Raw genomic sequence first — 14,170 nt, forward strand, 5'->3', positions numbered from 1 at the left:
TTTTTTCGATGATGAAATATTCGGTCTTTACTATCAAAAAGATGCTAATAGGTCTATACTGTATAGGTCTTGGCTGTATATTTTCCTTGCAATCACAGTCAAGGCCAAATGTTATCTTGGTACTAACCGATGACCAAGGTATTGGCGATTTGGGTGCGCATGGCAATAAGTGGTTAAAAACACCCGAAATTGATGCTTTTTATAATGATGCCGTAAGAATGACCAATTTTCATGTGTCTCCGTTATGCACGCCCACTAGAGCCGCAATAATGACCGGTAAGTATCCAATAAGCAATGGGGCGTGGGCAACATACAAAGGTAGAGATGCCCTTTCCAATCCGGTGACCATGGCAGATGTATTTAAGAAAAATGGCTACAAAACCGCTTTGTTCGGAAAATGGCATTTAGGGGACAATTATCCCAACAGACCAACAGATTCTGGTTTTGACACGGCTATTCATCATTTGGCAGGTGGTATTGGTGAATTGTCCGATTATTGGGGAAACGATTATTTTGATGATGTATACTATGTAAACAATCAACCTAAACAATTTAAAGGGTACTGTACCGATGTTTGGTTCAATGAGACCATAAACTTTATCAAGAACAATAAGGATCAACCGTTTTTTGTGTATTTGCCATTGAATGCACCTCATGATCCGTTATATGTGGATGAAAAATATGCTGCCCCGTACAGACATTTAGAAGGCAAGGAAATAGTTAGTGCTAATCTTTATGGAATGATAGCCAATATTGACCATAATTTTGGCAAGCTGACCAAGTTTTTAAAAGCGGAAAAATTAGAAAAGAATACGATTGTCATTTTTATGTCAGATAACGGTACACGCTATGGGTATCAAGAAGCTGATAATTTAGGCTACAATAAAGGCTATAGCGGAATAAAAGGTAGCAAACAAGAAGGCGGACATAGAGTTCCTTTTTTTATTCGATATCCTGAAGCAAGAATTAATGGGGGTAAAGACAATAATACGTTGGCGGCTCACATAGACCTTATACCAACGCTGGCAAGTTTATGTAAACTAGATACGCCCGATACATTGGGTTTAGAGGGGGTTGATTTTTCTCCCGTATTAAAAAATACAGATGCAATTTTAAAAGATCGAACGCTTTTTCTACATAATCGGCAAGACTGGAGACCGCCCAGACAAGAATCTGACGGACTTGTTTTACGTAACGAATGGCGATTACTACAGGGCAAAGAGCTTTACAATGTAGTTGCTGACCCCAAGCAAAAGAAAAACATAGCAAAAGAACATCCGCAATTGGTTAAAGATTTACAAAGTGAGAATGCAACCTTTTATACATCGGCTTTGGGTAATGATGTAATTAATGAAATACCGGTAGCTATTATAGGCACGGAACATCAAAAAGAAATAAAATTAACTATTCAACACGCCATCGGTGACGATAACGGTATTTGGAAAACCGAACAAGTGGCTGGGGGTGTAAAAAATAAAAATAATACACATGCTATAGAGGTTGCAAAAGAAGGTATGTATACTATTTCATGCATGCGCTGGTCCAAAGAAGTACCTGGGCCTATTCTAGGGGTGCCAAGTAAATTTCCTAAATCAAATTTTGAGTATGTGTCTATTTCTCCGGATAAGGTAAGATTACGGATAGCCAATCAAATTTTTGAAAAGACTATTAACTCAAATGACCAGTCAACAGATTTTAAGGTGTTCTTGGAAAAAGGTAAAACATTTTTGGTAGCGGACTTTATTTCTGCTACAGAAACCTACGGAGTCTATTACATCTATATCAATAAAATTTGATATGGTTTATTAATAAGATAGAATAGAGAATTATCATAAACGGGTAGTGAATTAAGATACCTTAAGGTTGGGTATTGTATTGTTTAACTAATTGCTGTTGAATGTGTTAGTTATTTGTTCAGTTAATGTCTAGTTGTGAAATAATGGGCTTTGAGAAAGGTATTTTAAATTCCATCTTTATAGGATACATAAAAATTTCGCTAAAAAATTTAATTAAATCTAAATATTTATTTCAGAAATGAGAATAATTAAAACATTACTAGGTATTTATGTTGTATTGGTATTTATAGGTTGCCAAGAAAAAGCTATAAAATCAACTGAAAGTAATACGGGCGAAGAAGATAATTCGACTATTACACAAGAGCAAATTGATCACTTGGGTATAACGGATGTTGAGCATTTAAGTGCGGCTTCAAAAAGAGCATTAGCTTGGCCAACCGATTTAGGAAACGAGTGGTTTTTAGAATTTAATCAACTAGAACCATTAAAAGGCGATTTGGCATATGAAGAAGGGGTGATTAGAAGAGACCCAAGTGCCATGGTCAAAGAAGATGGTAAATACTACGTTTGGTATTCTAAAGGTGTTGGACCTACGCAAGGTTTTGATGGCGATATAGAAAACGAAAAAGTATTTCCTTGGGATCGTTGTGATATCTGGTATGCAACTTCTACAGATGGTATTACTTGGAAAGAAGAAGGAATTGCCGTTGCAAGAGGAGAAAAGGGCGCCTATGATGATCGATCTGTTTTTACGGTAGAGATTATGAAGCATGAAGATATGTACTATTTAACCTATCAAACTGTAAAATCACCGTACAATAAAAGAGTTAAGAACCAAATAGGTTTGGCTTGGTCAACATCTCCTAATGGTCCTTGGATCAAGAGCAAAGAACCAATTTTGAGTCCTGCAGACAATGGTATTTGGGAAGGTGATGATCCTAATGATCGCTTTTCGGTTAAGAAAAAGGGAGACTTTGATAGCCATAAAGTTCATGACCCCTGTATTCTTCCTTTTAAAGGTAAGTTCTACCTGTATTATAAAGGTGAGCAAATGGGCGAGGACATTACATTTGGAGGCCGTCAAATAAGACACGGCGTCGCCATTGCCGATAATCCAAAAGGACCATATGTGAAATCTCCATATAATCCAATTAGTAATAGCGGACATGAAATTTGTGTATGGCCGTACAACGGAGGAATTGCCTCTCTGATCACAACGGACGGACCCGAGAAAAATACCATTCAATGGGCGGAAGACGGCGTAAACTTCAACATCATGGCGTCAATTCCAAGTCCGCCGCACGCTATAGGTTTAAACAGGGCGGTAGATAGTGAAAAAGAACCTACAGAGGTTTTAAAGTGGGGGTTAACACACGTATATAATAGTAGGGACTATCAAAGTATAATGCGTTTTACCTCTCGTAAAAAAGAGAAATATTAGAATCTATTTACTTTATATGGTAGTAAAAATCCGTAACGGTTTTAATAAAGAATTAGCGCTTCATGGATACAAGCTCATTCTATTGGTATTTCTAGTTGTTGGGCAATGGTGTTCAGCGCAGAACAAACCCAATATCGTTTTTATCCTTGCCGATGATGCCGGTTATGCAGATTTTGGTTTTCAAGGAAGTAAAGAGTTCAAAACCCCATATTTAGATGAGTTTGCCAAAGAGAGCGTTCGTTGCACTCAAGCCTATGTAAGTGCTGCCGTTTGCGGTCCGTCAAGAGCAGGTTTTTTAACAGGTAAGTACCAACAGCGCTTTGGTTTTGAGGAAAACAATGTGCCCGGCTATATGAGTACTTCTGGAGTAACAGGTTATGATATGGGTTTACCGTTAAATCAAAGAACCATTGCCGATGAATTAAGGCAACAGGGTTATACTACCGCCATTTTTGGCAAGTGGCACATGGGCAACGCAGATAGGTTTCACCCCACCAATAGAGGTTTTGATGAGTTTTACGGATTTAGGGGAGGGGCTCGTAGTTTTATGCCTTATGATGAAACCAATAAAATGGATAAGAACAAAAACAGATTAGAGGAAGGTTTTGGTAATTATCTAGAGCACAAAGGATATTTAACGGATGTACTGGCAGATAGAACCAATCAATTTATAGCTCAAAACAAAGACCGTCCATTTTTTATATATCTGTCCTTTAATGCCGTGCATACGCCAATGCAGGCAACAAATGAAGATTTAGATCAATTTCCAAATTTAACCGGAAAGCGAAAACAACTGGCAGCAATGACCTTGGCCATGGATCGGGCATGCGGTAAGGTGTTTGATCAATTGAAGAAGCTAGATTTATTGGATAATACCGTCATTGTATTTACCAATGATAATGGAGGACCAAGTGATGCCAATGCGTCATTGAATAAACCCTTAAGTGGCACCAAGGCAAATCATTTAGAAGGTGGTATTAGGGTTCCGTTTTTAATTTCTTGGAAGGGAATTTTACAGGGCAATACAGCATACGATTATCCTATTTCTTTGCTGGATATGTACCCAACATTCAGCACAATTGCCGGTGTTGAAGCAGCTGGTTTAAAGGGGTTGGACGGAGTTGATATTTTGCCTTTTTTGAAAAAAAATAAGAGTGGTCGCCCACATAAAACTTTGTATTGGAAAAAGGAAACTAGGGCTGCTATCAGAGAATTGGACTGGAAATTAATTAGATATCCAGATAGACCTGCAGAGCTCTACGATGTATCAAAAGATACTGCAGAGGAATATGATTTGGCATTGCAATATCCAAAAAGAGTTAGGGCAATGTACAAAAAGCTATTTCAGTGGGAGCTAGGTCTAGAACGACCAAAATGGCAACTACAGCGCAAGTTTGAAGGAAAGGCCGCAGAAAGAATGGATGCGTATAGTGCTCCAAAAATAAGAATGAATAAAGACTAAAACAGTACATGAAAACAAACGTAGAACATTTTGGGACTATTGAGGATAATGAAATACAGTTGGTTACATTGAGAAATGACCATGGGGTAGAAATTAAAATTTCAAACTATGGAGCCACCATAACCTCTATTAAAGTACCGGATAAAGAAGGGAATATTGATGAAATAGTGTGCGGATTTGATGATTTAGATAGTTACTTTTCACCGGCATATACCAGTAACGCACCATACTTTGGAAGTACCGTAGGGAGATATTGTTCTCAAATTAAAGATTCAAAATTTACATTGGAAGGTGTTGATTATCAATTAAATAAAATAGTTGGTGATAATAATCTTCACGGAGGCAAAAAAGGGTTCGATAAGAAAATTTGGACCGTGGATACCTATGATGAAAACAAGGCATTGGTTACCATGAAATTGGAAAGTGGGCATTTAGAAGAAGGCTTTCCTGGCAATGTGGTTGTCTGGGTAACTTTTACCATATCCAATACCAATGAACTACAGATAGATTATATAGCTACTACAGATCAGAATACACCGTTTACCATCACCAATCATTCTTACTTTAATCTTTCAGGATTTAAAGATGATGTTTTGCAACACACCGTTGAAATAGCATCGGATAAAAAACAAGTTTGGGACGATACGGGAGCGGCAACGGGCAATAATATTTCAGTATTAGGCAAGCCGGACGATTTAAGAACACCTAAGAAAATAGGTGATGTTCATGACGCTATGGGAGACGGTTTTGAGCATTATTACCTGTTTGATGAAAAAGGTTTTGAGCTAGGTAAGGTAGCTGAAATTAAAGAGGAAAACAGCGGTAGAAGTTTGGAAGTATATACGACCGAGCCTGGTATGCTTTTTTACACCGGTAAGTATACTTCAGACGATTTAAATAGGGAGACAGGCTTGCAATATGGAAAATTTAGGGGATTGTGCCTAGAGACACACAGATACCCGAACGGACCAAATATTGACAATGCCCCCAAATCTATTTTAGATAAAGACGAAACCTACCAAAGTACGACCATTTTCAAATTTGGCTGGTAACCATAAAATTAACTAAACCAAAAATTAACTAAGATGATAGAAGGAGTATCGTTGGCAATTTTTGCCGGATTAATGCTGGGTCTTTATGCCCTGCCAGAAAAGTTTACCAAAGACTTTAAATATGAGAACACTTGGAGTTTGTTTTTTCTGCTCACAATGTTCGTTGTACCAATAATAGCCTCGTTAACGCTCATTAACGGATTTGGTGAAATATTCGGCAATATGCCTATGGACATATGGGTAAAGATGGGACTTACCAGCTTCTTATGGGGAATAGGGGTAATGATGTGGAGCAAGGCAATTAATCACATAGGGCTTTCATTAGGCTTTTCCATTTTTATAGGAACCATAATTCTAGTGGGTTCATTATTACCTTTTATAGAAGACGGTCTACCGCCAACCAATGTACTTACGTTTATTTTAATTGGAATTTTTATTGTGTTGGTCGGCGTTATCTTAAATGGTAGGGCAGGTATTTTAAGGGAAAAGGATGAAGCCGGTACCAGTGATAAAAAAGGTTCTATGGTTACCGGTATTATGATTGCCGTAGTTGGTGGGTTATTGGCAACCGGTTTCAGTTATGCAAACGCAGCAGGTAGACCTTATTTACATGAAGCAAGTATAGCTCAAGGAAATGCAGATTGGATAACTGCCGTAGCGGTAATGTTCCCTATATTTTTAAGTGGAGGTATTGTGATGACCGCATATTTCTTATGGCAATTAAGTAAGAACAATGCTTGGGGCAACTTTAAGACTCCGGCATTCGGTAAGAATGTAGTATTAATTTTGGTCATGGCAGTTTTCCATTATGCCGCATCGGCATTATTTGCGTACGCCGCTTTTAAATTGGGTAGCTCAGGCAATACCGTAGGTTATGCAATTTTTAATACATCCTCAGTGGCCACGGCGATTGTTAGCGGTCTAATTACCAAAGAATGGATCAATGCCTCTTCAAAAGCGAAAGGATTTCTATATGCAGGACTGGCGTTGATGATTACGGGTATTGTGGTAGTTGCATATTCCAATGGAATAAACTAGTGAAGATTTTGTTTTAAATAGCTTAAGTGCTAATTGTTCAAAAAGCGGGAGGCTGTAGGTCTTCCGCTTTTTCGTGTGGTATGGTAAAGTGTTGCCAATTCTTTTATTTTAGATTGATATTCTTTGTTTAAAATTAAATTTCCTTCTTCTGTTTCAGTAGGATTATTTTTAAGGTCGAACAGTGCAATAGGTAATTGGGTATTATTACTTAAATCCGTTTTATCTACCTGCATGATGAGTTTAAAATTATCTTTTATAAGCATTACCTCTTTTCTAGTTCCGCTTTGGGAATAGATGGTCCTATTTAAAACTTCCGTTTCATTTTTAAGCATAGGCAAAAAACTTGAAGAATCTAAAGCTTGGTCATCTGGTAAATCTATTTGGGTTAAATCTGCCAATGTCGCCATAATGTCAAGACCTAAAACCGGACTGCCATTTAACTGGTGTTTTAGATGGTTGTTCCAAGAAATGATAAAAGGTACGCGATTACCACCTTCATAAGCTTGATTTTTTCCACCGCGATATATATCACTGGGTTGATGACCGCATTTCAAGGTGTTTTTTCTTAAAAGTCCACCATTATCAGAAGTTAGCATAATGATGGTGTCATCATAAATACCTTGCTCTTTCAAGGTATTGATCAGCATTTGTATTTGTACATCCAATTCTTTGACTAAGTCTAAATGTTTGGATGGTGTGGTGCCGGCTATTTTCATTCCATTTAATTCATCGGTTGGAGTATGTGGTAAATGAACGGCTAGGGCAGAGTAGTACATAAAGAACGGTTTGTCTTTATTCGCGTTTTCTTCAATATAGTTTTTTGCGGTGTAAATAAGCATATGGCCCATATGTGTCGGGTTCCAATGACTATCGCCTAGACCTTCGGCTTTATCCAATTTCACACCAATTTTATCCATTTTAGCTTGGGTGATAAAAGTGATCTTAGAATTTTTGGCAATAGGTTTAAATATACTATTCTCATAAATAGCATAGGGTACATCTTGTATTCCGGCTTGGAAAGAAAGCGCATAATCAAATCCATGATAGCGTGGTCCGCCACCTACAATTTTTCTGATATCTACATCTAATTCTGGTTTGTTTCTTGGACCTCGATAAATAGTTTTTGGATCATCTTTTCTAAGAAAATCGCCGCCAATATGCCATTTGCCAAAAAAGGCGGTGTGGTAACCCGCTTGTTTCATTAATTTGGCAAGTGTTAGCTGGTTTTCTTTAATAGGGCTTTTTTCATAACTTCCCCAAACTCCCCACGGTGCATCACTTCTATAACAGTGGTTTCCTGTCATAATCGCATATCGTGATGGTGCACAAAGTGCTGCAGGAGCATGTGCATTAGTGAAAACGGTACCATTTTCTGCTAAAGCATCTAAAGCGGGAGTTTCTACAATGATATTGTCTGAATGTAATTTTCTGTAATAAGATACGTCGCCTAGACCTAAATCGTCCACCAGAACCACGATTACATTAGGCTTTTCTTGTGCGTTAAGAATTACCGTGAAAAGAAATAGTAATAAGGTAATTGTACGATATGATGGATACATATTTTTATTAATTTGGTATTAAAGTGTAAGCTCTTACCCAATCATAATAGGAGGTGTTTCTACTATCGTCTGCCAATTCTTCCGGTGTTGGTACAGTTTCCCAATTGTAGGTTTCCGTTACCAGATGCATGTACATAGGTCTGTTGAAAGGTGTGTCCCTAAAAAAGGTGCTAGGATGCATGGTAGTTCTATATTCCCCATCCAAATAGATTTTAATAGTATTGGCATCTACCCACCAACATCCGTATACGTGGTAAGCTTCATCTGCCGGAGGATTGATTTCAGATACTACACCTTTTTGTGACTTCACTGTTTTTGTTCCATCGCAATCCGTATAAAAGGTATGTGTATTGGATCTTAATTTTGTTCTAAAATCACCACCTTTTTTTTGTTGTCCAACAACTTCTACAATATCCAATTCCTGCACTTCAAACGGGCATTCTTTAGTATCGGGTTTATTCTTTAGCCAAAATGTAGAGGACATACTTATACTGGAAGCTTTCATTCTAGTCTCAAAATAGCCATATAGGGCATCTTTTGCCACAGAAGCCACGGCTCCGCCAGCAATAGTATATTTTTCATCGTTTTTTAAAACTGAATTTTTTATTTGCAGATTACCATTTTTTACAGAAACGGAATAATCCCTAAATGTAGCAGGAGGTCTTCCATCTACCCAATATGGGGATCTTGCATGCCATTTACCGGTATCCAATGCATTGCCTTCAAATTCATCGGTAAAATTTTCATTTATCACCCATTTAAAACCCACAGGAGGTTCAGGGGTCTGGGCAGATAAAATTGAGCAGAAAATAAAGGTGATAAATAGTATTGGTGTCCTTGTAAATTTCATATTACGTTAATTTTTAAATAGTTGTATCTCGTCATCGTTATTGCCTACTAGCAGTCCAGTTTTGCCATTTGCGAAGTTTATGGACTTTAATGCCTTTACATTTTTTGGAGCAAAAAATCCGCTTGTTAATCTATTTTGGGGTGTAAAGTGTCCCTCTTTTGTGCCCAAGAGTATCAACCCGATTGAAGCATCTGCGCGTGTAGTCTCAATTTCAGATTCAAATTTGTTTCCTGCCAAAGCAATATCCGTTACTCCGTCAGCATTGAAATCCCCTGTAACAAAGCCGTTAATACTAGAAAATTGTGCTTGGTAGGGTAAAGGAGTGAGTTTGGCATTACCATCATTGAAACTAACGATTACCGAAGCAAATTCATAAGCATTAAGCTGTAGGGCATTATCAATGCCTTCACCTATAATTTGTCTTAGGTTGGACTTGGAAAATTGAGTAAAGGTTTGAAATTTTCTATCCAATCCGGGGAGCTGTTCTGAACTACACTGTAACCCCCTGATCGGTACTTGTCTGCCTTTGTAGTCTTTCGCCAGAAAAATATCATTGGTTCCGTTTTGATCAAAATCGCTTGCAAAAACTTTAAAAGGTTTTTTATCACTTGCTGTAAACTTATAATTGAGACCTAGGTTACCTACTAAAAGCTCGTTAATTCCATTTTGATCAAGGTCTGCGACAGTAATGCAGTTGTACCAGCCGTTAGTTTTGCCTAAACCATAAGAGGTAGTTTCATTTTGTAGTTTGCCATTGTTGGCTTTGAATATGGTTATCGGCATCCATTCCCCAACAATAATCAGTTCTTTTGTATTGTCGCCATCAATATCTGCATATGTAGCATCGGTAACCATACCAATGTGTTCAAGTTCTGGAGCCATTTCTTTTGTAACATCGTTAAAGTTTCCATTATCGTTCAATAAAATTAGACTTTTGGGTGCTTTCGGATATTGACCGGGCACTAATCCGCCCCCTATAAAAAGGTCTAGGTCACCGTCATTGTCAATGTCAAAAGGCAGAACACAACCACCACTTTCACCACTGATCATCATTTCTCTTTTTTCGGTAAAAAGCCCCTTACCATTGTTGAGGTAGAGTCGGTCTTTGAGTAGGGGAGAGTTCTGGGAAAATTCATTTCCGCCGCTGACTACATATAGATCCAGGTCTTGGTCATTATCTACATCAAAAAATACGGCATCGACATCTTCATATTTGGCATCGGTCAACAAAATAGGATGGTCTTTTTTTTCAAATGATCCACTTGCTGTTTGTTGGTAAAGAGCTCCTGGACTACCAGATGCACCGCCCACGTAAAAGTCCTCTAAACCATCGTTATTAATGTCGCCCACGGCAATGCCAGGACCTTCGGTAGATAGTTTATGTGGTAGTAATACCTGAATTTTGAAATCGTCAAACTCATTTTCTTGATGTTCGTAGGCGGAAGAGAAAGAAGTGTTGGTTACATCTTTAAACAAAGTTTGCTTTGTTATGGACTTATCAACAGGCTGTTTTGCTTCTTTATAATCGATAATGAGATTGCTATTGGACGCTACATTTTGAATTAGATGTTCTTTACCGTCTGGCCAGACTATAGAGATGGAGTCTATTTTCGGTATTTTTCCAAGCCCAAAATGTACTATAGGTTCTACTGAAGATAGATAGCCGCGCACCGTTTTAAATTCATGGAATTGAATGCTGTCATTAGTTTTTAAAGTGATTTTTGTACCTAAGCCATCTTTATTGTTGGCAGGGCCCTTTAAATTAATTTTGAGGAATCCGTTTTCAGTAGTATTACTCAAATTTTCATAAAGAAATGCGGGGTCATCCACATTGTTGACGATCAGGTCTAAATCGCCATCATTGTCCAAATCTGCGGTTGCAGCGCCGTTAGAAAAGCTTTGTTGGTTCAAGCCCCAAGCCTTGCTCATGTTGGTAAATTTTAGGTCACCTTCATTTTTATAGAGGTAATTGGAAATTTTATTTTGCTTGAACAAAGAAATAATATGCTGGGCATTCTCTTCCTTTGTTCGTTGTGATGCATCTCTACTTTGCATGTATTGCCTAAATTTTATAGTAGCATCTTTATCCCAAATATCTCTTTTGAATCCGTTTGTAATGAAAATATCCCTTAAACCATCATTATCAAAATCACTGGCCAGGCATGCCCAGCTCCAATCTGTTTTGGCAATACCGGAGTATTGAGAAACATCGCTAAAAAAACCGTCTCCACGGTTTTTTTGAAGCATGTTATGCATATACTGATAATGAAAACCATTGTTTTTCATACTATTGAATAGTTGGGTATTCATGTCTGCCATAGTAGTTTTAGAGCGTTCGTAATCTTCTGGCATCATTTCTAACTGTACAATATCTTCCCAGCCATCATTATCTAAATCCGCTATATCTACACCCATGGCGTAAAAGGGTATGTGGTTGAACCTAGACTTTAATTGCTCGCTAAAATTTCCTTTGCCGTGGTTCATATATAGGTAATCTCGTTCTAGATAATCATTGGCAACAAAGAGATCTACCTGGCCGTCTTTATCTACATCAGAAGTAACTAGTCCTAGTCCATAACCAAAATTGCCGGTAATACCATTTTGCTTACTTACTTCTTCAAATTTGCCGTTGTTGTTGATATATAGTTTATCTCTGTATAAATCATTTTCATTGGCCTTACCGGCTAAAACCTGCTGGTAATTGAGAAAAAAATGTTCCGGTCTATTGGTAAGATATAAGTCTAGATCATTATCGTTATCCATATCAAAAAAAGAAGCCATTACAGAAAATCCTTCATCTGCCAATCCGTAGTCCGTGGCAGACTCTTTAAATGTACTATCCCCTTGGTTGATGTACAATAGGTTGCTTCTTTCTTGCGGGGTATCTTGCCAGCCACCTCTACATATATAAATATCTGTTAGTCCGTCAGCATTGACATCTGCCATGACTACGCCGTTATGCCAACCATCTTGTTTGGTTAAGTTTGCAGAGTCCGTAATATCTTCAAAATTTAAATTTCCTTTGTTAAGGTATATTCTATCTGGGGCTTCATTGGCGGTAAAATAAATATCTGATAAACAGTCATTGTTAATATCCGCTACCGCTACACCAGCACCATTGTATACATAGTTGAAAATGGCAAAAAAGTTATCATAATTTTCGGCAATGGTGTTTCTAAAATGAATGCCCGATTCTTCTGGTCTTACTAAATTGAAGAGTGGTAATTCATTACTCTCCAAAGACTTTTCGTCCGTTTTTTCTTGTTTGCAGCTGTAGAGTAGAACGCTTATTGCAAATATTATAAGAGCAGAAGTATTAGAAGATAAACCACGCATATGCATATACAGTTTAATTAGTATAAAAGCCTATTCAGAATTAGTGAATAGGCTTTTTTATTTATTTGTTTAAGATATTGAATAACATCATTAATACCCAGGGTTTTGTACCAAGTTAGGGTTAATGTCCAATTCAGATTGAGGAATTGGCCATCTAATTTCAAAATCTTGAAATTCTGGTCCTGGGTCACCGGCATTTGGTCCGCCTTGCGTAATACCTGATATTGCTTCACGATAAACACCAAAACGTATAAGGTCGTTTCGTCTCCATCCTTCAAAACATAACTCTTTTCTACGCTCTTCTAAAAGTTCTGTTGCATTATCCTCTTGTGAACCTACAACCATATCAGGAACGGCATCAGCGGTCATTCTTGCCCTTGCTCTTAATCTGTTCACAGTAAGGTCCAAATCTGCCTGAGTTAGTTTACCTTGACCGTTTAAAGCCTCGGCGTACATTAATAGAACATCTGCGTACCTAATGTAAGGATTGTCAAAAGGCGTATCATTAGGATAACTATTAGGTTTTTGCGCATGCCATTTCCATCCTCTCCAGTTATTCATTGGCACCGTATGTGTTTCAGGGTCGGAGAATCCTTCCTCTGGGGTAAAATCATTTGCATTGTGCTTTGCAACATTGTTAAACAATCTTACATCTTCTCTGTCAAAAGAAGCTTCAAAGCTATGGTTTATAAAACAAGTACCCCAGCCACCGCCGTTGTTAACATTTCCATTAGGCCCATAAAAAGTACTTAGTAGGCCACCTTCACTACGAGCAGGACCGTCCATGCCTATAGCATAGACCATCTCAACACTTTGTTCATTATCAAGGTCAAAAACCTGTCTGTAATTAGGAAGCAAGTCATAAACACCGCTATCCATAACTTCTTTTAAGACTGTTTCGGCACTTGCCAACTTATCCGTCTGATTTAGAGGAAAACCGCTCATCTGTAAGTAAACCTTACCTAATAATGCCTTTGCAGCACCTTGCGTTGCACGGCCACCGCCTTGTTCTTGTGGTAGTACCGCTGCAGCTTCCTGTAAATCTTGCACAATAAAGTTATACGTTTCTGCTGGCGTAGACTGGCTTACTTCTACAGATTCCAGATCTGTAGTTTCATTGGTCAATAAAGGAATATTTTCATAGCTGGATACCAAAGAAAACAATACCATGGACCTTAGAAATTTTGCTTCCGCAATAAACTTATTTTTTGATTCGCTGTCTATTTCATCTTCCGTCATCGCATCAATACGATCTATTGTACTATTAATTCTGTTAAGGGCTACATATAAATTTTCCCAAATAGAACGTACTACCCCGTTAGAAGGTGTCAATTGATGTTGATATATAAATTTTCTATTACCTGCCCATGGCGGAAAAACAACTTCATCTGCAGCAACGGTACCCCAATGTATGGCCCAACCATCTTTGCCACTGCCACCAGAAGATACAATAGGTTGTACCGCGTCGTAAGCTCCTATTAAATAGGTTTCGGCACCTTTTACATCTACTAAAAGAGCATCTGGAGTCAAGAAGTTACTGGGTGATTCAATTAAAATATCATCATCACAAGATGACACTAGCAACAATCCTGCAGCTAGGGTCATTAATCCGTAAAATTTTGTTTTTTTCATCTTT

9 protein-coding genes are annotated in these 14,170 nt (G+C 38.0%); 5 read left to right on the forward strand and 4 right to left on the reverse strand.

Annotated elements, in window-relative coordinates; all coding sequences use genetic code 11:
* Positions 1 to 8: 8 nt before the first annotated feature.
* The 5 genes from PXC01_RS13275 (at position 9) to PXC01_RS13295 (ending at position 6,789) form a co-directional block, all read left to right on the forward strand.
* Complete coding sequence (locus tag PXC01_RS13275; protein ID WP_276472770.1) at positions 9 to 1,796, forward strand: arylsulfatase; 1,788 nt, start codon at positions 9 to 11, stop codon at positions 1,794 to 1,796.
* 238 nt (positions 1,797 to 2,034) lie between these two features.
* A complete protein-coding gene (locus tag PXC01_RS13280) occupies positions 2,035 to 3,237 on the forward strand; it encodes a glycoside hydrolase family 117 protein (protein ID WP_276472771.1) in 1,203 nt (400 codons plus the stop codon).
* Positions 3,238 to 3,253: 16 nt separating this feature from the next.
* Positions 3,254 to 4,699 (forward strand): sulfatase-like hydrolase/transferase, encoded by a 1,446-nt coding sequence (locus tag PXC01_RS13285; RefSeq protein ID WP_276472772.1) that lies wholly within the window; start codon positions 3,254 to 3,256, stop codon positions 4,697 to 4,699.
* A gap of 8 nt (positions 4,700 to 4,707) precedes the next feature.
* A complete protein-coding gene (locus PXC01_RS13290; RefSeq protein ID WP_276472773.1) occupies positions 4,708 to 5,751 on the forward strand; it encodes an aldose epimerase family protein in 1,044 nt (347 codons plus the stop codon).
* A gap of 33 nt (positions 5,752 to 5,784) precedes the next feature.
* The gene (locus PXC01_RS13295; protein WP_276472774.1) at positions 5,785 to 6,789 is read left to right on the forward strand and encodes an L-rhamnose/proton symporter RhaT; all 1,005 of its coding nucleotides are present in this window, start codon (positions 5,785 to 5,787) and stop codon (positions 6,787 to 6,789) included.
* Between the two features lie 29 nt (positions 6,790 to 6,818).
* Here PXC01_RS13295 and PXC01_RS13300 read toward each other — a convergent pair whose 3' ends face one another.
* From PXC01_RS13300 to PXC01_RS13315, 4 genes are all read right to left on the reverse strand, one after another.
* Positions 6,819 to 8,348 (reverse strand): sulfatase family protein, encoded by a 1,530-nt coding sequence (locus PXC01_RS13300; RefSeq protein WP_276472775.1) that lies wholly within the window; start codon positions 8,346 to 8,348, stop codon positions 6,819 to 6,821.
* A 7-nt stretch (positions 8,349 to 8,355) separates the two neighbouring features.
* On the reverse strand, positions 8,356 to 9,198 hold the full coding sequence (locus PXC01_RS13305; RefSeq protein WP_276472776.1) for a family 16 glycosylhydrolase: 843 nt from the start codon (positions 9,196 to 9,198) through the stop codon (positions 8,356 to 8,358).
* A 6-nt stretch (positions 9,199 to 9,204) separates the two neighbouring features.
* Entirely contained in the window at positions 9,205 to 12,534 is a 3,330-nt protein-coding gene (locus PXC01_RS13310) for a VCBS repeat-containing protein (protein WP_276472777.1), read from the reverse strand.
* Positions 12,535 to 12,624: 90 nt separating this feature from the next.
* Positions 12,625 to 14,166 (reverse strand): RagB/SusD family nutrient uptake outer membrane protein, encoded by a 1,542-nt coding sequence (locus tag PXC01_RS13315; protein ID WP_276472778.1) that lies wholly within the window; start codon positions 14,164 to 14,166, stop codon positions 12,625 to 12,627.
* Between the last annotated feature and the right edge of the window lie 4 nt (positions 14,167 to 14,170).

This window comes from Maribacter huludaoensis (assembly GCF_029350945.1).
Classification (GTDB): domain Bacteria; phylum Bacteroidota; class Bacteroidia; order Flavobacteriales; family Flavobacteriaceae; genus Maribacter; species Maribacter huludaoensis.

Coding starts and splice junctions, on each gene's coding strand:
- PXC01_RS13275 (WP_276472770.1), top strand. CDS start 9: ATGATGAAATATTCGGTCTTTACTATCAAAAAGATGCTAATAGGTCTA.
- PXC01_RS13315 (WP_276472778.1), bottom strand. CDS start 14,166: ATGAAAAAAACAAAATTTTACGGATTAATGACCCTAGCTGCAGGATTG.
- PXC01_RS13280 (WP_276472771.1), top strand. CDS start 2,035: ATGAGAATAATTAAAACATTACTAGGTATTTATGTTGTATTGGTATTT.
- PXC01_RS13285 (WP_276472772.1), top strand. CDS start 3,254: ATGGTAGTAAAAATCCGTAACGGTTTTAATAAAGAATTAGCGCTTCAT.
- PXC01_RS13290 (WP_276472773.1), top strand. CDS start 4,708: ATGAAAACAAACGTAGAACATTTTGGGACTATTGAGGATAATGAAATA.
- PXC01_RS13305 (WP_276472776.1), bottom strand. CDS start 9,198: ATGAAATTTACAAGGACACCAATACTATTTATCACCTTTATTTTCTGC.
- PXC01_RS13310 (WP_276472777.1), bottom strand. CDS start 12,534: ATGCGTGGTTTATCTTCTAATACTTCTGCTCTTATAATATTTGCAATA.
- PXC01_RS13295 (WP_276472774.1), top strand. CDS start 5,785: ATGATAGAAGGAGTATCGTTGGCAATTTTTGCCGGATTAATGCTGGGT.
- PXC01_RS13300 (WP_276472775.1), bottom strand. CDS start 8,348: ATGTATCCATCATATCGTACAATTACCTTATTACTATTTCTTTTCACG.